19 protein-coding genes are annotated in these 20,429 nt (G+C 39.9%); 10 read left to right on the top strand and 9 right to left on the bottom strand.

Translation table 11 applies throughout. The annotated features are described in order from the left end of the window. Positions 1 to 40: 40 nt before the first annotated feature. On the top strand, positions 41 to 643 hold the full coding sequence (gene slmA / locus ABN080_RS15850; RefSeq protein WP_072070467.1) for a nucleoid occlusion factor SlmA: 603 nt from the start codon (positions 41 to 43) through the stop codon (positions 641 to 643). Positions 644 to 950: 307 nt separating this feature from the next. Here slmA and pyrE read toward each other — a convergent pair whose 3' ends face one another. Beyond that, a complete protein-coding gene (pyrE, locus tag ABN080_RS15845; RefSeq protein WP_196554645.1) occupies positions 951 to 1,595 on the bottom strand; it encodes an orotate phosphoribosyltransferase in 645 nt (214 codons plus the stop codon). Positions 1,596 to 1,676: 81 nt separating this feature from the next. Next, complete coding sequence (gene rph / locus ABN080_RS15840) at positions 1,677 to 2,393, bottom strand: ribonuclease PH (RefSeq protein WP_072070469.1); 717 nt, start codon at positions 2,391 to 2,393, stop codon at positions 1,677 to 1,679. Positions 2,394 to 2,518: 125 nt separating this feature from the next. Here rph and ABN080_RS15835 point away from each other — a divergent pair, with 125 nt between their 5' ends. Continuing rightward, positions 2,519 to 3,382, top strand: coding sequence for a YicC/YloC family endoribonuclease (locus ABN080_RS15835; protein WP_115351316.1), 864 nt, complete (start codon positions 2,519 to 2,521; stop codon positions 3,380 to 3,382). 102 nt (positions 3,383 to 3,484) lie between these two features. Here ABN080_RS15835 and murQ read toward each other — a convergent pair whose 3' ends face one another. Next, positions 3,485 to 4,384, bottom strand: a complete 900-nt coding sequence (murQ, locus tag ABN080_RS15830; protein ID WP_349441488.1) for an N-acetylmuramic acid 6-phosphate etherase — start codon at positions 4,382 to 4,384, stop codon at positions 3,485 to 3,487. A 105-nt stretch (positions 4,385 to 4,489) separates the two neighbouring features. Here murQ and ABN080_RS15825 point away from each other — a divergent pair, with 105 nt between their 5' ends. Continuing rightward, positions 4,490 to 5,227: a tetratricopeptide repeat protein gene (locus ABN080_RS15825; protein ID WP_349441487.1), complete on the top strand. Its 738-nt coding sequence runs from the start codon at positions 4,490 to 4,492 to the stop codon at positions 5,225 to 5,227. Positions 5,228 to 5,320: 93 nt separating this feature from the next. Here ABN080_RS15825 and ABN080_RS15820 read toward each other — a convergent pair whose 3' ends face one another. Then, entirely contained in the window at positions 5,321 to 5,779 is a 459-nt protein-coding gene (locus tag ABN080_RS15820; RefSeq protein WP_349441486.1) for a GNAT family N-acetyltransferase, read from the bottom strand. Between the two features lie 127 nt (positions 5,780 to 5,906). Between ABN080_RS15820 and pdxR the strand changes: the two genes are divergently transcribed. Continuing rightward, positions 5,907 to 7,394, top strand: coding sequence for a MocR-like pyridoxine biosynthesis transcription factor PdxR (pdxR, locus tag ABN080_RS15815; RefSeq protein WP_349441485.1), 1,488 nt, complete (start codon positions 5,907 to 5,909; stop codon positions 7,392 to 7,394). A 55-nt stretch (positions 7,395 to 7,449) separates the two neighbouring features. Here the strand turns inward: pdxR and ABN080_RS15810 are convergent, their stop codons facing one another. After that, entirely contained in the window at positions 7,450 to 8,019 is a 570-nt protein-coding gene (locus ABN080_RS15810) for a class I SAM-dependent methyltransferase (RefSeq protein ID WP_072070476.1), read from the bottom strand. A 473-nt stretch (positions 8,020 to 8,492) separates the two neighbouring features. On the opposite strand from ABN080_RS15810, the gene asd reads away from it, so the two are divergent. Beyond that, positions 8,493 to 9,599, top strand: a complete 1,107-nt coding sequence (gene asd, locus ABN080_RS15805) for an aspartate-semialdehyde dehydrogenase (RefSeq protein WP_115351322.1) — start codon at positions 8,493 to 8,495, stop codon at positions 9,597 to 9,599. Positions 9,600 to 9,697: 98 nt separating this feature from the next. On the opposite strand, the gene gyrB is transcribed toward asd, so the two are convergent. Genes gyrB through dnaA form a run of 4 tightly spaced genes read right to left on the bottom strand, consistent with a single transcriptional unit; the run spans position 9,698 to position 15,741 of the window. Then, positions 9,698 to 12,112 carry a DNA topoisomerase (ATP-hydrolyzing) subunit B gene (gene gyrB, locus ABN080_RS15800; protein WP_196554649.1) on the bottom strand — a complete coding sequence of 805 codons (2,415 nt, stop codon included), beginning with the start codon at positions 12,110 to 12,112 and terminating at the stop codon, positions 9,698 to 9,700. A gap of 20 nt (positions 12,113 to 12,132) precedes the next feature. Further along, positions 12,133 to 13,221: a DNA replication/repair protein RecF gene (recF, locus tag ABN080_RS15795; RefSeq protein WP_196554650.1), complete on the bottom strand. Its 1,089-nt coding sequence runs from the start codon at positions 13,219 to 13,221 to the stop codon at positions 12,133 to 12,135. Between the two features lie 11 nt (positions 13,222 to 13,232). Beyond that, positions 13,233 to 14,336 (bottom strand): DNA polymerase III subunit beta, encoded by a 1,104-nt coding sequence (gene dnaN / locus ABN080_RS15790; RefSeq protein WP_072070480.1) that lies wholly within the window; start codon positions 14,334 to 14,336, stop codon positions 13,233 to 13,235. A 4-nt stretch (positions 14,337 to 14,340) separates the two neighbouring features. Continuing rightward, a complete protein-coding gene (gene dnaA, locus ABN080_RS15785) occupies positions 14,341 to 15,741 on the bottom strand; it encodes a chromosomal replication initiator protein DnaA (RefSeq protein WP_349441484.1) in 1,401 nt (466 codons plus the stop codon). 754 nt (positions 15,742 to 16,495) lie between these two features. Between dnaA and rpmH the strand changes: the two genes are divergently transcribed. From rpmH to mnmE, 5 genes are all read left to right on the top strand, one after another. After that, positions 16,496 to 16,639, top strand: a complete 144-nt coding sequence (gene rpmH / locus ABN080_RS15780; RefSeq protein ID WP_036933424.1) for a 50S ribosomal protein L34 — start codon at positions 16,496 to 16,498, stop codon at positions 16,637 to 16,639. Positions 16,640 to 16,656: 17 nt separating this feature from the next. Next, positions 16,657 to 17,016, top strand: coding sequence for a ribonuclease P protein component (gene rnpA / locus ABN080_RS15775; protein WP_071788569.1), 360 nt, complete (start codon positions 16,657 to 16,659; stop codon positions 17,014 to 17,016). Beyond that, positions 16,980 to 17,240, top strand: coding sequence for a membrane protein insertion efficiency factor YidD (gene yidD / locus ABN080_RS15770; protein ID WP_072070482.1), 261 nt, complete (start codon positions 16,980 to 16,982; stop codon positions 17,238 to 17,240). The genes rnpA and yidD overlap by 37 nt, the downstream gene beginning before the upstream one ends. A 2-nt stretch (positions 17,241 to 17,242) precedes the next feature. Next, a complete protein-coding gene (yidC, locus tag ABN080_RS15765) occupies positions 17,243 to 18,883 on the top strand; it encodes a membrane protein insertase YidC (protein WP_196554651.1) in 1,641 nt (546 codons plus the stop codon). 130 nt (positions 18,884 to 19,013) lie between these two features. After that, complete coding sequence (gene mnmE / locus ABN080_RS15760; RefSeq protein ID WP_023583363.1) at positions 19,014 to 20,378, top strand: tRNA uridine-5-carboxymethylaminomethyl(34) synthesis GTPase MnmE; 1,365 nt, start codon at positions 19,014 to 19,016, stop codon at positions 20,376 to 20,378. Positions 20,379 to 20,429 lie beyond the last annotated feature (51 nt).

Genomic DNA, 20,429 nt, shown 5'->3' with positions numbered 1-20,429 from the left:
TTACTGATTTGTTTTGCTTTTAGCAGGGGCCTTATCAGTCATGGCAGAAGAAAAAGAAACTAAAAAGAAAAGAAATAGACGGGATGAAATCTTACAATCACTTGCTCAAATGTTGGAGTCAAGTGATGGTAGCCAGCGCATTACAACGGCAAAACTAGCTGCCACTGTTGGTGTATCTGAAGCAGCACTCTATCGACATTTCCCAAGTAAGACAAAAATGTTTGATAGCTTAATTGAATTTATCGAAGACAGCTTAGTTTCTCGTATTAATTTGATCTTAAAAGACGAAAAAGAAACGATAGCCAGAATTCGCTTAATTCTTATCTTGATCCTCGGTTTTGCTGAAAAAAACCCAGGACTGTCTCGTATTTTAACGGGCCATGCTTTGATGTTTGAGCAAGACAGATTACAAGGCCGCATAAATCAACTTTATGAGCGTATTGAAGTTCAGCTTCGACAAGTTATCAAAGAGCGTAAAATTCGTGAAGGTAGTGCTTTTTTACATGATGAAGCCTTACTTGCCTCACAACTACTCGCTTTTTGTGAAGGTATGTTAGCGCGTTTTGTACGTACTGAATTTCGTTATCAACCGACCCAAGAATTTGAAGCTCGCTGGCCATTAATATTGGCACAATTACAATGAAATGATGGACTCGTGATTTAACTCAAGAATTTGAAATTGACATATATGCCGTTTTTTTCTTATTTGTGTTAACATGCGTCCTCTGGTACATAAGTACCTCAATGTATTTATCAGGAATGGCATTTGCGCAGTTCCTACATTGTGGCATTAGCGGATCGCTTTGCCCCTGCTGTAAAAGTCCTTTTTATATTTCAATATCTGTGGTAGTTATCACAGAAGATTCATTGTACTACTCACCCCGCCCATTATTGGGCGAGGGCTTTTTTTTATCTATAATCAACCATTTATTTATCGTATTTTAACTTTATTAATTAACGCCATAGCGCTCACGATAAGCCTTAACTGCGGGTAAATGCTCAGATAGCGTTTCACTATCACTTAGGTAGTTAATTAAATCATCCAGAGTAATAATCGAATACACTCGGCATTGATAATCACGTGTTAACTCTTGTATTGCAGAAAGTTCTTCTCGCCCTTTTTCTTGTCTATCTAAGCTTAATAGCACAGCAGAAAGCGTTGCATCATGTTGTTTAATAATTTCCATTGATTCACGAATAGCAGTACCTGCTGTGATAACATCATCAACAATCACAACATTACCTTTTAAAGGACTTCCTACTAATGTTCCCCCTTCACCATGATCTTTCGCTTCCTTACGATTAAAGCAATAAGGAATATCAATATCATGATGTTCAACTAATGCGACTGCCGTTGTAGTTGCAATGGGGATACCCTTATAAGCAGGCCCAAACAATACGTCACAAGGCACATTATTATCTAATAATGTTTGCGCATAGAACTGCCCCAGTAAAGCCAAATCACGCCCCGTATTAAATAAACCGGCATTAAAAAAGTAAGGACTCACCCGTCCTGATTTCAGTGTAAATTCACCAAATTTCAGGACATTTTTTGCTAATGCTAGTTCGATAAAGCGGCGTTGGTAGGCTTTCATTTTTTTCTCCTCTCTACGTTACTTGATGACAAATTTTAGACATAAAAAAGGCGACTTCTCAGTCGCCTTTAAAAATAAAGTTTATTGCTTAAGCGCCTCTTTTTGCGCTTCAAATATCTTCTCTAGCCCCCCCTTTGCAAGGGCGAGTAAAGCAAGTAATTCTTCATGACTAAAGGGTGCGCCTTCTGCCGTGCCTTGAACTTCAATCATACGGCCATCATCGATCATCACCACATTCATATCTGTTTCTGCTGCAGAATCTTCAACATATTCAAGATCGCATAATGGTTCACCATCAACAATTCCCACAGAGACTGCGGCTACCATTGATTTTAGAGGGCTTTTTTTCAGCTTACCTTCTTCAACCATTTTATTTAATGCATCAACTAATGCTACGCAAGCACCAGAGATAGACGCAGTACGTGTACCACCATCAGCTTGAATAACATCACAATCAACAGTAATGGTATATTCACCCAATGCTTTTAAATCAACCGCTGCACGTAATGAACGAGCAATTAAACGCTGAATTTCCATAGTACGGCCGGTTTGTTTACCGCGAGCCGCTTCACGTGCATTACGGCTATTGGTTGCGCGAGGAAGCATGCCGTATTCTGCGGTCACCCATCCTTGCCCTTGTCCTTTAAGAAAACGAGGTACACCGTCTTCTACAGTGGCGTTACACAAGACTTTAGTATCACCAAACTCAACTAATACAGAACCTTCAGCATGTTTTGTATAATGGCGAGTAATGGTAATAGGACGTACTTGGTCTGCTTGTCTGTCTGCTGGACGCATGTGTTATCTCCGCTTTCTCTGACATATTGGGGGCGCATTATACGACCTAAAATGGCTTATGCCTATCCTTGTGTTGATGCCTAGGGTTATAATCGTATCATCTTTTACATTATTGAGACCCAATTATGATCCGTAGCATGACTGCTTTCGCACGCCGAGACATCAAAAAAGACTGGGGTAGCGCCGCATGGGAACTACGTTCCGTAAACCAACGTTACCTCGAAACTTATATTCGTTTACCTGAGCAATTACGTAGTTTAGAACCCGTTATTCGTGAACGTCTACGTAATCGCTTAACTCGCGGTAAAATTGAATGTAATTTACGATTTGATCTTAACGCTCGCTTTCAAGGTGAACTTAACCTTGATGAAAATCTCGCCAAACAACTAATTGTTTCTGCCAATTGGGTAAAAAGCCACAGCCATGAAGGCACTATCAGTCCTTTTGATATTCTACGTTGGCCTGGCGTTATCTCAGCCCAAGAGCAAGATTTAGATGCTATTGGTACAGAGCTTTTAGCGGAATTAGATTTGGCAATTGATGCCTTTATTGCAAGTCGTGAAGCCGAAGGACAAGCACTTAAAGAACTTATCGAGCAACGTTTAGATGCCGTCAGTGCAGAAGTGGTGAAAGTGAAAGCTCAAATGCCAGAAATCTTACTCTGGCAACGTGAGCGCTTAACCAGCAAATTAGAAGAAGCTCAAGTTCAAATTGATAATAATCGTTTAGAGCAAGAATTAGTGATGTTAGCGCAACGTTTAGATGTGGCGGAAGAGCTTGATAGATTAGAAGCCCATGTTAAAGAAACACGCAAAATTCTTGTGAAAAAAGAAGCGGTAGGCCGTCGCCTTGATTTTATGATGCAAGAGTTTAATCGTGAATCTAATACGTTAGCATCAAAATCAATTAATACAGAAGTCACCAATTCAGCCATTGAATTAAAAGTTTTAATTGAACAAATGCGCGAGCAGATCCAAAATATCGAGTAAGATTTCTTAGCTGTTTACAGCCCATCATTAAGCCAGCCGATACCTTGTATTTGCTGGCTTTTATCAAGAATAAAATTTAACATTCTCTTTAATAAATGAAAATCACTCACCCAACGCCTTTCTAATAAACCCTTTATTTTGATTAAGCATCTGTATCGCCTGCTTTGCATCTATGTTTGCGAGGATCATTAAAATTGCTGTTTTACAGTGGCGCTGACATTGTGATAACGCTTCTTCAGCAATCGCTCTTTCACACTCGGTTGCTTGCATCACAATACGAATTTGACGTTCAATCAATTTGGCATTGGTCGCTTCAACATCCACCATTAAATTACCAAATACCTTGCCAATCTTTATCATCGCACCTGTGGTTATCATATTTAAGATAAGTTTTTGTGCTGTACCCGCTTTCATACGCGATGATCCAGTTATCACTTCTGCACCCACAACCGGTGTAATAGCAATATCAGCAAGTTTGGCGATCGGGCTTTCAGGATTACAGCTAATTGCCCCTGTAATAGCACCCAGTGATTTTGCATACTGTAAAGCGCCCATCACATAAGGCGTTCTACCACTTGCCGCAATACCCACTAAAATATCTTGCTCATTAAAATTAAGTTGGCGTAAATCTTCTTCACCCAATTGTGCATTATCTTCTGCATTCTCTACTGCTTGTAAAATCGCTTTATGCCCACCCGCAATTAAACCAATCACCATTTCATGAGGAGTACCGTAGGTTGGCGGGCATTCACTGGCATCTAAAATCCCTAATCGCCCTGAAGTACCCGCACCACAATAAATAAGGCGACCGCCCTGTGTAAAGGCAACAGCAACTTTATCAACGAGTTGTGCAATTTCAGGTAGCACTTTTTCTATTGCAAGTGGCACTTTTTTATCTTCATTATTAATGACACTTAGCATATCCAATGTTGAAAGCGTATCGATATTCTCACTGTCATGATTCCTACTTTCAGTGACCAGATTGCTAAGATCAATAGCCATTTTGGCTCTCCCAATATTATTCATATGATTAAGTCGAAGAAATTAACTGCTTTTATACCATTATTATTGGTAAGATTTTCAAAATCATTACAAACGGTACTCTACATGACATTTATTAAATATATTTCGACGCTTATCAGCCTATTTACCCTTTTTTGCTCGTTTTCTTTACACGCTAATTTTGAAGAGCAAGATAAAAGAAAATTTGAAGATACTCGCAAAGAAGCACTAAACCATAATGCACAAGCTCAATATCAGTTAGCCGAAATGTATTCGATGGGAACAGGCGTAGAAAAAAACCTTCTTAATGCACAACTGTGGGCAAATGAAGCAATAAAAAATGATTATGCTGATGCCTACGCATTGCTTGCTGATATCTACTTATTTAATGCCGATCCTTATTTTAAAAATAATTATATCGAAGCAAAAAAATTAGCCACTCTCGCAGTAAATAAAGGAAGCATAAGAGGTAAAATAAGTTTAGCAACAGCTCTTATTGCGCCATTATCTGGAGAAACAGATCACAAAAAAGCGATTGTATTATTAGAAGAAGTCGCAGCGATTCATCAACCAGAACTTGTTTACGCTCCAATTTGGTTAGGACTTATCTATAGTGGTGTTGGCAATATGCCCGTAGATACGGAGAAAGCCAATATGTGGTTTGCGAAAGCTAACGAAATGACTTTTGAAGGATTTGCTCAAGCAATGGCTTCTTTTATGTTCTCTGGCCAATATCATATTATCCAGCCAAACAAACAAAAAGCTGATGAATTAATGAAACAAGCGTGTGAAGAAGCAAAAAAAGTTGGCAATGAGTTTTATTGCCAACCAACGTTTAATTAACCCAAATTAAATCTAATAAATAACCCTAACTCCAAAAGAGATGGTAAATATTACCATCTCTTTTCTACCCTATCTGTCATGCCTAACGTACTTTTACAGCGCCATACGGTATTCAATAACACCGGGTTTTTCTGCTACCCAGTTATATAAGCGCTGACCACGTAAATTAGTTTCCTGTGTATGCCAATATAAACGAGCACAACTACGCTGTTTTGCCTGTTGATGAACAAACTCAATAAGTTGCTTACCTACATGGCGGCCACGTGTATCTGGTGAAACAAATAAATCTTCTAAATAACAAAAATTACTTTCAGCCCATGTTGAGCGATGAAAAAGATAATGAACAAAACCCAATACCTTTTCACCTTCTATTGCTACGGCACAATAAACAGGTTCTTTTTCATCAAAAAAACGTGCCCATGTTTTTAATGTTATTTCTTCTGATAACTCAACTTTATAAAATGCTTGATAACTTAACCAATGCGGCAACCATTGAGCATAATGCTCTTGCTCAACAAACTGGATTGAAACAGTTATTGGTGTTGTACTCATCTCTTCACTTCCTTCTACTTTCATCAGTGCTATAAAAAAGTATCACCTGCCTTTAATCGTGGTCATGGTACGTTTAATTTTGGCTCTCAATAAGGTACACTTTTTGTGTTTTTATAGGGTCCACTTTATGAAACAGAAAAAAACAGCTTATTTTCCTAACCTTGTTTTAGAAGAAGGGCCTATAGGTTCTCAGGTTTATCACGCGATCAGAAAAGCCATTTTAGATGGGCGCTTAACATCAGGTAGCCGTCTACCATCAAGTCGCACATTAGCTGAAATGATGTCGATTTCTCGCAACTCTGTTATTGCAGGCTTTGAACGTTTAATTGATGAAGGCTATTTATTTACTCGCCGTGGTGCAGGAACTTTTGTTGCAAATACAATCCCGGATGCCATTATCTCAGATAAGTGGACCAAAACAATCCACCCTATTTCTTCATCACACATAAAAGATTCATTAGAAACGCTAAATCCCAATATGCAAAAAGCTCACGCTTTTTGGCAACAGTCACAACCAAATATTAATAGCAGTCCTACATTTCATGTCGGCGTTGGCTGTGTAGATCTTTTTCCTCATGAACTTTGGGGAAGGCTATTAGGACGGGTTTGGCGACAATCAAAAAAAATACTCGCAACATTCAATTCGCCAACAGGCTACACGCCATTAAAAGAGATGATATGCCAATATGTTCAATCAACTCGTGGGCTTTCTTGTCAGCCTGAGCAAATCATTATTGTAAATGGTACGCAGCAAGCTATAAATCTCACCACTAGAGTACTATTACAAGAGGGAGATACCATTTGGCTAGATGATCCTGGTTATGACAGTGCACGAGGTATCTTCACTTCTTATGGTATAAAGCCATATCCAATAAGTTCAGATATCGATGGAATGGATATTTCTCAAGGAATAGAGCAGTGTCCAGAAGCAAAACTTGTTTTTACAACTCCTTCTCATCAATTTCCCTTAGGCAATACACTCTCACTTTCACGTCGTATTGCATTATTAGAATGGGCATCATCCAATAATGTGTGGATCTTTGAAGATGACTATAACAGTGAGTTTCGCTATCACACTAAACCCATCCAATCTCTACAAGGGTTAGATAAATATCAGCGAGTTATCTATGCTGGAACATTTTCAAAAATGATGTATCCCGGGTTTCGTTTAGGTTTTTTAGTCGTACCTCAAGCTTTAATCGAAGCCTTTAAAGTCGCTAAATACTACACCGATTCACATTCAGGTTTTCTAGAACAAGCAACATTAGCGCTGTTTATGTCTCAAGGACATTACGCCCGCCATGTAAGAAGAATAAGAAAAGCCTGCTATGAACGCTATCAAGTGTTAACTAATGCGATAAAAACACATTTATCTCATGTTTTTCATGTTGAGCCCACAGATTCAGGCATCCATATTGTCTGCTGGTTAAAATTAGGTTATACAGAAGAATATGTTGTAAAAAAAGCGCGAAAAATAGGATTAGCCATACAGCCTTTGGCGCGTTACTGTATTCAAACATATCCAAAGAAAGGTGTTTTATTAGGGTATGCTGCTCATAATCCAAATGAAATTGAAAAGAGTATTATCTTGCTTGCTCAAACTTTATCTAAATAAATAGCATCTATTCTTATTTGTTATTTACAATATAAAAAGCGAGCAAGCCTTGCATTTACCCTATATTATTTTTAGGCGTGCAATAATAAACCCAAGCAGGGGGAACATTAAGCATGACTAATTTTTTTTCTAAATGAAAATAGCGAGATAATGTTTTTTCATATCGAGTGGTATATTGAAATAGCACAAAACAACCTCGTGTTTTTAATAACTCTTTATGCACTCGTTTTAAAATTCTTAAACCTGTTTTCTTTGGTATAGATAAAAAAGGTAACCCTGAAATAATCATATTATAATGACTGTTTAATTTCTCCGCTGACGCGGTATAAACCTTTAATCGATTATCATCGATTTTATCTAATTCTGTTGCAAAACTAGGTTCTATTTCAAAAACATCTAATGAGGAATTCACCGACATTCTTTTTAAAATTTGTTGGGTAATAACCCCTGTACCAGCACCTAACTCTGCAACTTGAATGTCCTGTTGCCAATTAAGTTTATCCAGCATTTCATAACATAACCAACGAGATGAAGGCGCGATAGTACCCATCGTGGTTGGTGAAATCACAAACCGTTTTAAATACGAGTAGTACGTAGATAATGGAATGACTGTTGATATATCCATTTCGCCTCCTAACGCCACTTAATAAGTGGTGAAATAAAATTCAAATAAAATGAAGAACCTTCATCATTATTTTTTATTTATGAAAATACATCATCTATTAAACAATAGCGTTTAGTATAAAGCTTGGAGTGACCTCTAAGTAAATACGTTTTTCTTATATATTACACTATTTTACATTTTTCTATTTTTACTCTATTTTCTTAAACAAGAATATATTTTTATTTATCAAAAAAAACAAAATAAGATATAACAGAATATTCTTACATTTTTATGGCGAGTCTATTTTCTTTTTTAACAACTCATTGATATTTGTTCGTTCTGTGGCTTTCTTTTGTTAACTCTACAAAGACTATAAGAAACACTTCTAATTCTTTGGTAAATAATCAATAAATTCACTTGCACCTATCTCTATATTTTGTCAGGTTAGTGTGAGGTCTCTCACTATTCCTACAGACAAAGACAGGGTAATTACAATGAAAAATGTTGGTTTTGTGGGCTGGCGTGGTATGGTCGGCTCCGTTTTAATGCAAAGAATGGTTGAAGAACGTGATTTTGATGGGATAAACCCTGTTTTCTTCACCACATCTCAATTAGGTGAAGCAGCACCTGCTTATGGTAATCACCGTAGCACTCTGCAAGATGCTTATGATATTGATACTCTAGCATCACTCGATATTATTATTAGTTGCCAAGGTGGTGACTATACCAATGAAATCTATCCAAAACTGCGCCAAGCTGGTTGGCAAGGTTACTGGATTGATGCCGCATCTGCGTTACGTATGAATGATGATGCAGTCATTATTCTCGATCCCGTCAACGGTCAACATATTCAAGACAGCTTAAACAAAGGCATTAAAGCTTTTGTTGGTGGTAACTGTACTGTTAGTTTAATGCTGATGTCATTAGGTGGTTTATTTACCAACAACTTAGTGGAGTGGGCAAGTGTCTCCACCTATCAAGCAGCTTCTGGGGCTGGTGCTCGTCATATGAGAGAGCTACTGTCACAAATGGGCTCTCTACATAATCAAGTAGTGAAAGAGCTTGAAAACCCAGCTTCAGCCATCTTAGATATTGAACGTAAAGTCACTAACTTTACGCGCAGTGGTACGATGCCAACTGAGCAATTTGGTGTTCCTCTAGCTGGTAGCTTGATCCCTTGGATTGATAAACAATTAGAAAATGGCCAAAGTCGAGAAGAGTGGAAAGGACAAGCAGAAACCAATAAGATTTTAAACACAGGTTCAAATATTATCCCTGTTGATGGTCTTTGCGTTCGTATTGGCGCATTACGTTGCCATAGCCAAGCATTTACTCTAAAACTGAAAAAAGATTTACCTGTTGCTGAAATTGAACAATTACTTGCTAGCCATAACGACTGGGTAAAAGTTATTCCCAATGATCGCGAATTAACGATACGCGAATTAACACCTGCGGCAGTAACCGGCACATTAAGCACACCTGTAGGGCGTATTCGTAAACTGAATATGGGTCCTGAATTTATTTCAGCTTTTACTGTCGGTGACCAATTGTTATGGGGTGCTGCTGAGCCTTTACGCCGTATGCTGAATATTTTGCGTTAATTACATCGTATTCATCCGAGCGTAAACAGTAATTATAAAAAAACCAGCTAAAATCAATAAATTAGCTGGTTTTATTTTACATGATGGAATGATATCTATTAGATATCAATATTTGCGGCTTTCAACGCATTTTCTTCGATAAAGGCACGACGAGGTTCAACCGCATCACCCATTAGCGTAGTAAATAGCTCATCCGTTGCAATCGCATCTTTAACGGTCACTTGCATCATACGACGTGTATCTGGGTTCATGGTGGTTTCCCATAATTGTTCTGGGTTCATTTCACCAAGACCTTTATAACGCTGTACAGCAAGGCCACGACGTGATTCTTTTGTTAGCCACTCCAGCGCTTCTTCAAAACTTGAAATCGCCTGACGACGCTCTCCACGCTCAATAAACGCTCCCTCTTCAATTAGGTTCCCAATAATGTCACCTAAATGGGTAATACGTTGATATTCACTACTGTGGATAAAGTCATAATCCAGTTTATAGTCTGTATCAATACCATAAGTACGGATACGCAACACTGGCTCAAATAAACGGTTTTCATCGTTTTGAGTGATGGTATAGCTATAAGTACTACTTTGCTCTTCCGCATTATTTAAACGGTTGACCAAACCACTCATCCACTCTTCAACTTTGGTTTTGTCAGATAAATCTTCTTCTGTGAGCGTTGAGTGATACACCAAGCTATTTAACATGCTCAGTGGATAAATACGCTCCATACGACGAATAATTTTATGTGCAGCATGGTAGTCAACAACCAGTTTTTCTAATTGCTCACCGTGCATTGCTGGTGCATGTTCACTGATATAAAGAGCTGCACCATCAAGTGCTATCGACATCAGGTATTCGTCCATCGCGTCATCATCTTTGATGTATTGCTCTTGTTTGCCTTTCTTCACTTTGTAAAGTGGTGGTTGAGCAATAAAGATATGACCACGTTCGATAATTTCTGGCATTTGACGATAGAAGAATGTCAGTAACAGAGTACGAATGTGAGAGCCATCGACGTCCGCATCCGTCATGATGATAATGCTGTGATAACGCAGTTTATCTGGGTTATATTCATCACGACCGATACCACAACCTAATGCTGTGATTAATGTTGCTACTTCTTGAGACGCCAGCATTTTATCAAAACGCGCTTTCTCAACGTTTAGGATTTTACCTTTTAACGGCAAGATAGCCTGCGTTTTACGGTTACGCCCTTGTTTTGCAGAGCCACCCGCAGAGTCCCCTTCCACTAAATACAGTTCAGAGAAAGCAGGATCACGTTCAGAACAGTCTGCTAATTTACCTGGTAAGCCACCTAAATCTAAAGCACCTTTACGACGTGTCATCTCGCGCGCTTTACGTGCAGCTTCACGAGCACGAGCAGCATCAATAATTTTACCAACAACGATTTTGGCGTCATTTGGGTTTTCTAACAGATATTCCACCAGCTTCTCGTTCATCAGCGTTTCTACCGCTGTTTTAACTTCAGAAGAAACCAGTTTGTCTTTTGTTTGTGATGAGAATTTAGGATCTGGGACTTTAACAGAAATAACCGCAATCAGACCTTCACGAGCATCATCACCCGTTGCACTGATTTTTGATTTCTTATTAAATCCTTCTTTATCCATATAGTTGTTTAACGTACGAGTCATTGCGGTACGGAAACCAACTAAGTGTGTACCACCATCACGTTGTGGAATATTGTTGGTAAAACAATACACATTCTCTTGGAAACCATCATTCCACAGCATCGCAACTTCAACACCAATGCCATCTTTTTCAGTGGAGAAATAGAATACATTTTGGTGAATTGGTGTTTTATTACGGCTTAAGTATTCAACGAATGCCTTAATACCACCTTCGTAGTGGAAATGATCTTCACGATTATCACGTTTATCAATTAAACGGATAGAAACGCCTGAATTTAAGAATGACAATTCACGAAGACGTTTTGCTAAAATTTCATACTGGAATTCAGTCTCACCTTTAAAGGTTTCAAGACTTGGCCAGAAGCGAACAAATGTTCCTGATTTTTCAGTATCACCAATCACTTTTAAGCGATCATCAGGTACACCATGACGATAAATTTGCTGATGGATTTTTCCATCGCGATGAATAGTCAGTTCGAGTTTTTCAGACAACGCATTAACAACAGAAACCCCTACACCATGAAGTCCACCAGAGACTTTATAGGAGTTATCATCGAATTTACCCCCAGCATGCAGAACCGTCATAATAACTTCTGCTGCTGAAACACCCTCTTCTTGGTGAATGCCGGTTGGAATTCCACGACCATCATCTCTAACAGAGACGGAGTTATCTGAATGGATAGTGACAATAATCTCATCACAGAAACCCGCGAGGGCTTCGTCGATTGCGTTGTCGACCACCTCGAAGACCATGTGATGCAGACCGGTTCCATCATCTGTATCCCCGATATACATCCCCGGGCGCTTACGCACCGCATCCAGCCCTTTTAATACTTTGATACTTGAGGAGTCATATGTATTCGACATCAACGTTTCTCGCTTTATTCCTATGGTTTAACCTCTATTTTGCCACGTTCTACGCTAAATAGCCTGCTATTTACATCTAGCATATCTTTCACTTGCCCTTGTGTTATCGCACTGACAAACACCTGAGCTTGCGTAGATTTTAGACGCTCGGCTAACAACTGACGCCGACTTGCATCTAATTCGGAAGCAAAATCATCGAGCAGATACAGGCATCTTTGCCCATTCTTACGAGTGAAATATTCACCTTGTGCCAGTCTCAAAGCACACATCAACAGCTTGAGCTGACCTCGTGATAACATATCTTCTACTGGCGTGCCGTTTGCTCTAATGCGTAGATCTGCCTTATGAGCACCAAGTGAGGTATAGGCTAACATTTTATCACGTTCAAATTGACGTGCTAGCAACTCACCATAATCAGTTTCTTTATCCCAGCCCCGCTGAAAACTGACTTTCAGCGAAAATTCAGGTAAAAACAGACGACACGTTTCTTCAATATCTTTAGCGATATCTTCGGTATATTGAGCTCGCCATTCACTTATCTGTTGTGTTAATAAGATAAGTTCTTTATCCCAAGGCATTAGCTGTCGATAAGACGTTGCTTGCCTTAGTGCTGCGTTACGTTGCTTTAAAACACGTTTTAAATCTGACCATGCAGCAAAAAATCGAGGTTCATTATGAAAACAACCCCAATCGATAAACGCGCGACGATATTTAGGCCCACCATTCAGTAAAGTAAAACCTTCTGGTGTAATTAATTGCATGGGTAATAATTTGGCTAATTCTGCAATTTTATGACCATCGCTTCCGTCAATGCGTACCGTACTATTACCTTCGCGATCTTTACTCAACCCAATCGCATAGCTACGGCTCTCTTCATTAAGCCCACTTAAACGCCCATGAAGAATAAATTCATTTTCATCATGTTGGATCACGCGATTTGCTTGAGAACTACGAAATGCTCGTCCATGTCCTAAGGTGTAAATCGCTTCAAGTATACTTGTTTTACCACTCCCGTTTGGTCCAACAAGAAAATTAAAGCCATCCGCTAATGGCAGATCCGCCTGTTCGATATTTCTAAAATGGCGGATCAATAAACGGGATAAAATCATGTTAGTGACTATTATAAACGCATTGGCATAACAACATAAGCAGCCGCAGAACTTGCCACATTTTCAACTTGAACACTTGAAACGGCATCAGTCAGTAACAGCTTAACTTCTTCACATTTCAAGGTATTCAATACATCAAGGAGATAGCTGACATTAAAGCCAATTTCCATTTCCTCACCTTGATACTGAACATCAACAATTTCTTCTGCTTCTTCTTGCTCAGGGTTGTTGGCTGTGATTTTTAATTGACCACTGGTGAGGTTAATACGCACACCGCGGAATTTCTCATTAGATAAAATCGCTGCCCGAGAAAATGCCTGCTTAAGAATATCACAACCTGCAATCACTGTTTTGGTTGGGTTTTTCGGTAATACGCGACGATAGTCAGGGAAACGACCATCAACCAACTTCGAGGTAAAAATAAAATCACCTACATGCGCGCGTATATTGTTGCTACCGATTTGCAGTTGCAGTGAACTTTCACCACCACCATCCAGTAGGCGCATTAATTCAATAACACCTTTACGAGGAACAATAACCGAGTGACCAGGTAAAGATTGTCCGATATCCATCGAACATACGGCTAAACGGTGCCCATCTGTTGCAACTGTGCGTAATTCTGTGTTTTCAGTTTCAAATAACATACCGTTGAGGTAATAACGCACATCTTGATGTGCCATTGAAAACTGCGTGGATTCAATAAGGCGTTTTAATGTTGCTTGTGGCAAGATAAATTCAACATCACTTTGCCAATCATCTAAGTTAGGAAAATCAGATGCGGGTAAAGTTGATAATGAAAAACGGCTACGACCTGAGCGCACTAAAAGGCGATCACCATCAAGTTCAACACTAATTTCTGCGCCTTCAGGTAACCCACGCCAAATATCAAAAAACTTACGCGCAGGAACAGTTGTGGCGCCAATTTCATGAGACTGACTGAGGTTAACTCTTGCCACCATCTCCATTTCAAGGTCAGTTCCTGTTAGTGATAAGGTGTTTTCAGTTACCTTAAGCAATAAGTTACCTAAAATAGGTAAGGTAGGACGACCACCTAAAGGGCCACTCACTTGTTGTAGCGGCTTAAGAAGCTGTTCACGTTCAATGATAAATTTCATAGCGCTAGGATGATAATGTTCTGATTAAGTTAGAAAAATCTTCTTTGATATCGTGACTTTCTTCACGCAATTGCTCTATTTTACGGCATGCATGAAGAACAGTTGTATGATCACGACCACCAAAGGCATCCCCGATTTCAGGCAAGCTGTGGTTTGTGAGTTCCTTTGCCAGCGCCATTGCCATTTGCCTCGGACGGGCAACCGATCGGGATCTCCGCTTCGACAGTAAATCGGCCACTTTAATTTTATAATATTCAGCAACTGTTTTTTGAATATTATCGATAGTGACTAATTTTTCTTGTAAAGCGAGTAAATCACGTAATGCTTCACGTACAAAGTCGATAGTAATCGCACGACCTGTAAAATTCGCGTTAGCAATCACTCGGTTTAATGCACCTTCAAGCTCACGGACGTTAGAACGAAGTCTTTTGGCAATAAAAAAGGCCACTTCGTCAGGTAACTGAATTTGGTTTTCATCCGCTTTTTTCATCAAAATCGCCACTCGGGTTTCAAGTTCTGGTGGTTCAATCGCCACCGTTAATCCCCAACCAAAGCGTGATTTTAATCTATCTTCAACACCGTTAATCTCTTTAGGATAACGGTCTGAGGTTAAGATAATTTGCTGATTACCTTCTAACAATGCGTTAAAGGTATGAAAAAATTCTTCTTGTGAACGCTCTTTATTGGCAAAAAATTGAATATCATCAATTAATAGTGCATCCACAGAACGGTAATAACGTTTAAAGTCTTCTATCGCATTATTTTGTAACGCTTTTACCATATCTTGTACGAAACGTTCAGAATGCATATAAACCACTTTTGCATTCGCTTTACGTTCCATAATGCTGTTACCCACTGCATGTAACAAGTGCGTTTTACCCAGCCCTGTTCCACCATATAAAAAAAGTGGGTTATAAGCACCACCAGGATTATCAGCAACTTGTCTTGCTGCGGCTCTCGCTAACTGGTTAGATTTACCTTCAACAAAGTTATCAAACTTATGTTTTGGGTTAACGTTAGAGCGATAATTCAGCTCAGGTAGTTGAGACGCAGGTTGGTTATCCCAGCTAGGCCGAACGGGCTGACTATACGTAGGTGCCGTATTTACTGTTGGGTGTACAACAGCTTTAGGAATACTTTCCGGTGTACGTGTCGATGCAGGTTTATTACCCACTTCAAAACGTAAAGAAGGGACTTCAGAGCCACAAAAATCCACCAATAACGCATTGATATTATTAATGTATTTTTCTCTTACCCAATCCAAAACAAAACGATTAGGTGCATACAGCGCCAGCGTATTATCGCTTAATTCTGCCTGCAAGGGACGTATCCACATACTAAATTCAGTGGCAGGTAACTCATCCTGCAATCGGGCAAGACAATGCTGCCAAAGCGAAAGTGACACGGCGGACTCCCCTAAAAAAACAAGACTAAAAAATAAACAGGAAAAATGCAGTTCTACAATGTAGCTAAACACAGCGTGCTTAAACACAAAGTGCACAACATCGTTCCTCTTCAATTCTTAATAAGGAACAACTCTTGGTGACAACGATTTATTTACATCGTGATTCACGATCGCAGACTGGCTATTCTGATCGTGACGGGGGATCATATCGCAAAATGAAACGAAGATCCTCTTTCTTTTGCACAGTTTTTATGGTTTTTATCCACAGGCTTGATGATTTGTGATAATTCACCAAATGAAATATGCAAAGGCGTTCTAGTGTACTTGAGTCGCCCTATAAATAGCAATTGGGGATAACTTTCTCTTTGTATAAATCTTCTCTTCTTATAGTAAGTGATCAAATATCTCTCACTTGATCCACCAAAGATCCTTGCGCTTTCACCATGAGTCCGTATAATCTTGCACCCTGCGTGCTTGTACCAACAAAGTCACTTATTAAGGCGCTCTTTTAGGTCGCTAATAAGCGTACTCGTTGCGCATAAGTCAGGATTGATTATCGGGTTTGCTAAAAAAGACGACAAAAATCGGTACTTAAAGCGTCATCTTGATTGACGCATTTGAGTGATTTTATTACAATCCCGCATCTTTCCATCATTGATGCTGCGATTGAAGTACTGGTTTGTTTATTTATTGCACGCCTGTCTGTCAACGCATTTGCTGAATCAGTAATTATATTAAGTAGGTAGAAATCGCCATGAAACGCACTTTTCAACCGTCTGTACTGAAGCGCAACCGTAACCACGGCTTCCGCGCTCGTATGGCCACTAAAAATGGTCGTCAGGTTCTGGCTCGCCGTCGTGCGAAAGGCCGCTCTCGTCTGACCGTTTCTTCGAAATAATAAAAGCTAACCATTCCGTGGTTAAGCTCGCTTTTCCAAGGGAGTTACGTTTGTTAACTCCCAAGCATTTCAATTTTGTTTTCCAGCAACCACAACGCGCGAGTTCACCAGAAGTTACTATTTTGGGTCGCCAGAATGAGCTGGGGCATCCCCGCATCGGTCTAACAATCGCAAAGAAAAACGTTAAACGTGCTCATGAGCGCAATCGTATTAAACGATTAGCCCGTGAATACTTTCGTTTACATCAGCATGAATTACCGCCGATGGATTTTGTGTTATTAGTAAGAAAAGGGGTTGCTGAACTTGATAACCACCAATTGACGGAAGTGTTGGGTAAATTATGGCGTCGTCATTGTCGCTTGGCTCAAAAGTCCTGATCTTGCTGATTAGGGGCTATCAACTGGGGATTAGTCCTCTGTTGGGGCCTCGTTGTCGTTTTAATCCTACGTGCTCTCATTATGGAATTGAGGCATTGCGCAGGTTTGGAATGATAAAAGGTAGTTGGTTAACAGTGAAACGCATATTAAAATGCCACCCTTTACACGAAGGTGGTGATGATCCTGTCCCACCTAGAAAAAACGACGATAACAGAGAAAATTAACGATGGATTCGCAACGCAATCTTCTATTCATCGCTTTGCTGTTCGTTTCTTTCCTGATCTGGCAGCAGTGGGAGGGTGATAAAGTTTCACAAAACACCACCACTACTACTCAGATCTCGCAACAAGCGGACATGCCAAGTAGTGATAGTCTTGCTGTAACTGGTAACAGCAATGAGCAGGCAAAATTGATTACCGTAAAAACTGATGTACTTGATCTTAGTATCAATACTCAAGGCGGTACAATCGATGAGGCTGATTTGTTAGCCTATCCCGCCGAGCTTAATTCACAGACACCTTTCCGTTTACTGGAAACTACACCTCAATTCCTGTATCAGGCTCAAAGCGGCTTAATTGGCCCAGATGGTCCAGATCAGAAATCTCGCCCAATTTATACTGCTGATAAAAATGAATTCGTACTTGGTGAAAATCAGGATGAATTACGTGTACCTATGACTTTTGTGAATGAAGAAGGCGTAAAATTCGTCAAAACCTTTGTTCTGAAAAAAGGTCAGTACGATATCGGTATTGAATACAAAATTGAGAATACAACAGATAAAACACTGACAATGAACTTCTACGGTCAGTTAAAACAATCTGTTAAATTGCCAGAAAGCCGTGATACGGGTAGCAGCAACTTTGCGCTACACACTTATCGTGGTGCGGCATATTCCTCAGATGAAACCAACTATAAAAAATATAGCTTTGGTGATATCGAAGATAAAAACTTATCTCTAACCACGAATAATGGTTGGGTTGCGATGTTACAACAATACTTCGCAACAGCATGGGTTCCTTCTAAAGATAGTCAGAACAATAACTTCTACTCAATTACTTTAGAAAATAAATCCATTGCTCTGATTGGTTATAAATCAGCACCTGTTACTATTGCACCAAATAGTACGGCTGACATCACCTCTACATTATGGGTTGGCCCTGAAATTCAGTCTGAAATGTCCGCTATCGCGCCACATTTAGACCTGTCTGTAGACTATGGTTGGTTATGGTTTATCTCTCAACCACTGTTTAAACTGTTGAAATTTCTTCACAGCTTTATCGGTAACTGGGGCTTCTCCATCATCATGATCACCTTTATCGTTCGTGGTATCATGTACCCGCTGACCAAAGCGCAGTACACCTCCATGGCGAAAATGCGTTTACTGCAACCAAAACTGGCTGCTCTGCGTGAACGTATTGGTGATGACAAACAACGTATGAGCCAAGAAATGATGGCGTTATACAAACAAGAGAAAGTGAACCCTCTGGGTGGTTGTTTACCACTAATTATCCAGATGCCAATCTTCCTTGCGTTGTATTACATGCTGATGGGCTCGGTTGAATTACGTCATGCTCCATTTATGTTATGGATCCAAGACTTGTCTGCACAAGACCCATACTACATCCTGCCATTATTAATGGGTGTAACTATGTTCATCATTCAGAAACTGTCTCCAACAGCAGTGACTGATCCGATGCAACAAAAAATCATGACCTTTATGCCGGTTGTGTTTACTGTATTCTTCCTGTGGTTCCCATCAGGTCTGGTTCTGTACTATATCGTCAGTAACTTAGTGACCATCATCCAGCAGCAGTTAATTTACCGCGGTCTGGAAAAACGTGGCTTACACAGCAGAGACAAAAAATAAGGTCACATGAGGAAAAACCTCTTCCTTGGTTACATTCAAAGGAAAGTGACATAAAATAGCGAAGGCGGTCTACAATGACCGCCTTCTGTTTTTTATATTTATATGATTATTCTGATTAAGCGAGTACACCATGCATAGCACTGATACTATCGTCGCTCAGGCCACACCTCCGGGAAGAGGCGGTGTTGGTATCCTACGCGTTTCTGGCCCGAAAGCTGCCCTTGTGGCGCAAACCGTTTTAGGTAAATTGCCTAAACCTCGTTATGCCGATTACCTGCCATTTCGCAATGATGACAACTCAGTACTTGATCAGGGTATCGCCCTTTTCTTCCCAAATCCGAACTCATTTACAGGTGAAGATGTTCTAGAACTACAAGGCCATGGTGGCCCCGTTATTCTAGATTTATTACTAAAACGTATTTTACAAATTCCCGGTGTGCGTATTGCAAATCCAGGGGAATTTTCTGAACGTGCATTTTTAAATGACAAACTCGATTTAGCACAAGCAGAAGCCATTGCTGATTTAATTGATGCCAGCTCAGAACAAGCGGCTCGTTCAGCAATTAATTCATTACAAGGTGCTTTTTCCTCTCATATTAACGAGATGGTAGAGTCATTAACTCACTTACGTATCTATGTTGAAGCGGCCATTGATTTCCCTGACGAAGAGATTGATTTTCTTTCTGACGGTATCATTGAAGGAAAACTTAATGCCGTTATTGCTGAATTAGATGATGTTCGTGCCCAAGCTCGCCAAGGTAGCTTGTTACGTGAAGGGATGAAAGTGGTGATCGCTGGTCGCCCGAATGCCGGTAAATCAAGCCTATTAAATGCATTAGCCGGTCGAGAAGCGGCGATTGTCACGGATATTGCCGGTACAACTCGTGATGTATTACGTGAGCATATTCATATTGATGGTATGCCATTGCATATTATCGATACAGCAGGCTTACGTGAAGCCAGTGATGAAGTAGAACGCATTGGTATTGAACGTGCTTGGAAAGAGATTGAGCAAGCAGACAGAGTGCTATTTATGGTTGATAGCACCACAACCGATGCAACAACACCTGAAGATATCTGGCCTGAGTTTATGGCTCGCTTACCAAATACCTTACCTGTTACTGTTATTCGTAACAAATCAGACTTAACAGGGGAAAATGTCGAGATCACAGCACAAGGTAACTACCCGATGATCCGCTTATCTGCCCGTGATGGTATGGGTATCGAGTTACTGCGCGATCACCTAAAAGAAGCGATGGGCTTTAATAGTAATACTGAAGGTGGTTTCTTGGCTCGTCGCCGTCATTTACAGGCATTAAATACCGCAGCAGAACATTTACAGCAAGGCCATGAGCAACTCGTTTATGCAAAATCAGGTGAGTTATTGGCAGAAGAGTTGAGGCTCGCTCAACAAGCATTAAGTGAGATCACTGGTGAATTTACTTCTGATGATTTATTAGGGCGCATTTTCTCAAGTTTCTGTATTGGGAAGTAACCACTAAATTTTACCTGCTATACCGTGTAATTTTAAATTTAACGGCTATAG

This window comes from Proteus sp. fly-1089, from assembly GCF_040138965.1.
Lineage (GTDB): Bacteria > Pseudomonadota > Gammaproteobacteria > Enterobacterales > Enterobacteriaceae > Proteus > Proteus vulgaris_B.
This window is presented reverse-complemented; position numbering and strand designations above follow the sequence as displayed.

What these genes read in the sequence shown, in the direction of transcription:
- rpmH (WP_036933424.1), top strand. Translation starts at nt 16,496, where the DNA reads ATGAAACGCACTTTTCAACCGTCTGTACTGAAGCGCAACCGTAACCAC.
- ABN080_RS15820 (WP_349441486.1), bottom strand. Translation starts at nt 5,779, where the DNA reads ATGAGTACAACACCAATAACTGTTTCAATCCAGTTTGTTGAGCAAGAG.
- ABN080_RS15835 (WP_115351316.1), top strand. Translation starts at nt 2,519, where the DNA reads ATGATCCGTAGCATGACTGCTTTCGCACGCCGAGACATCAAAAAAGAC.
- rph (WP_072070469.1), bottom strand. Translation starts at nt 2,393, where the DNA reads ATGCGTCCAGCAGACAGACAAGCAGACCAAGTACGTCCTATTACCATT.
- asd (WP_115351322.1), top strand. Translation starts at nt 8,493, where the DNA reads ATGAAAAATGTTGGTTTTGTGGGCTGGCGTGGTATGGTCGGCTCCGTT.
- slmA (WP_072070467.1), top strand. Translation starts at nt 41, where the DNA reads ATGGCAGAAGAAAAAGAAACTAAAAAGAAAAGAAATAGACGGGATGAA.
- ABN080_RS15825 (WP_349441487.1), top strand. Translation starts at nt 4,490, where the DNA reads ATGACATTTATTAAATATATTTCGACGCTTATCAGCCTATTTACCCTT.
- pdxR (WP_349441485.1), top strand. Translation starts at nt 5,907, where the DNA reads ATGAAACAGAAAAAAACAGCTTATTTTCCTAACCTTGTTTTAGAAGAA.
- yidC (WP_196554651.1), top strand. Translation starts at nt 17,243, where the DNA reads ATGGATTCGCAACGCAATCTTCTATTCATCGCTTTGCTGTTCGTTTCT.
- mnmE (WP_023583363.1), top strand. Translation starts at nt 19,014, where the DNA reads ATGCATAGCACTGATACTATCGTCGCTCAGGCCACACCTCCGGGAAGA.
- yidD (WP_072070482.1), top strand. Translation starts at nt 16,980, where the DNA reads ATGGCGTCGTCATTGTCGCTTGGCTCAAAAGTCCTGATCTTGCTGATT.
- murQ (WP_349441488.1), bottom strand. Translation starts at nt 4,384, where the DNA reads ATGGCTATTGATCTTAGCAATCTGGTCACTGAAAGTAGGAATCATGAC.
- recF (WP_196554650.1), bottom strand. Translation starts at nt 13,221, where the DNA reads ATGATTTTATCCCGTTTATTGATCCGCCATTTTAGAAATATCGAACAG.
- dnaN (WP_072070480.1), bottom strand. Translation starts at nt 14,336, where the DNA reads ATGAAATTTATCATTGAACGTGAACAGCTTCTTAAGCCGCTACAACAA.
- ABN080_RS15810 (WP_072070476.1), bottom strand. Translation starts at nt 8,019, where the DNA reads ATGGATATATCAACAGTCATTCCATTATCTACGTACTACTCGTATTTA.
- pyrE (WP_196554645.1), bottom strand. Translation starts at nt 1,595, where the DNA reads ATGAAAGCCTACCAACGCCGCTTTATCGAACTAGCATTAGCAAAAAAT.
- gyrB (WP_196554649.1), bottom strand. Translation starts at nt 12,112, where the DNA reads ATGTCGAATACATATGACTCCTCAAGTATCAAAGTATTAAAAGGGCTG.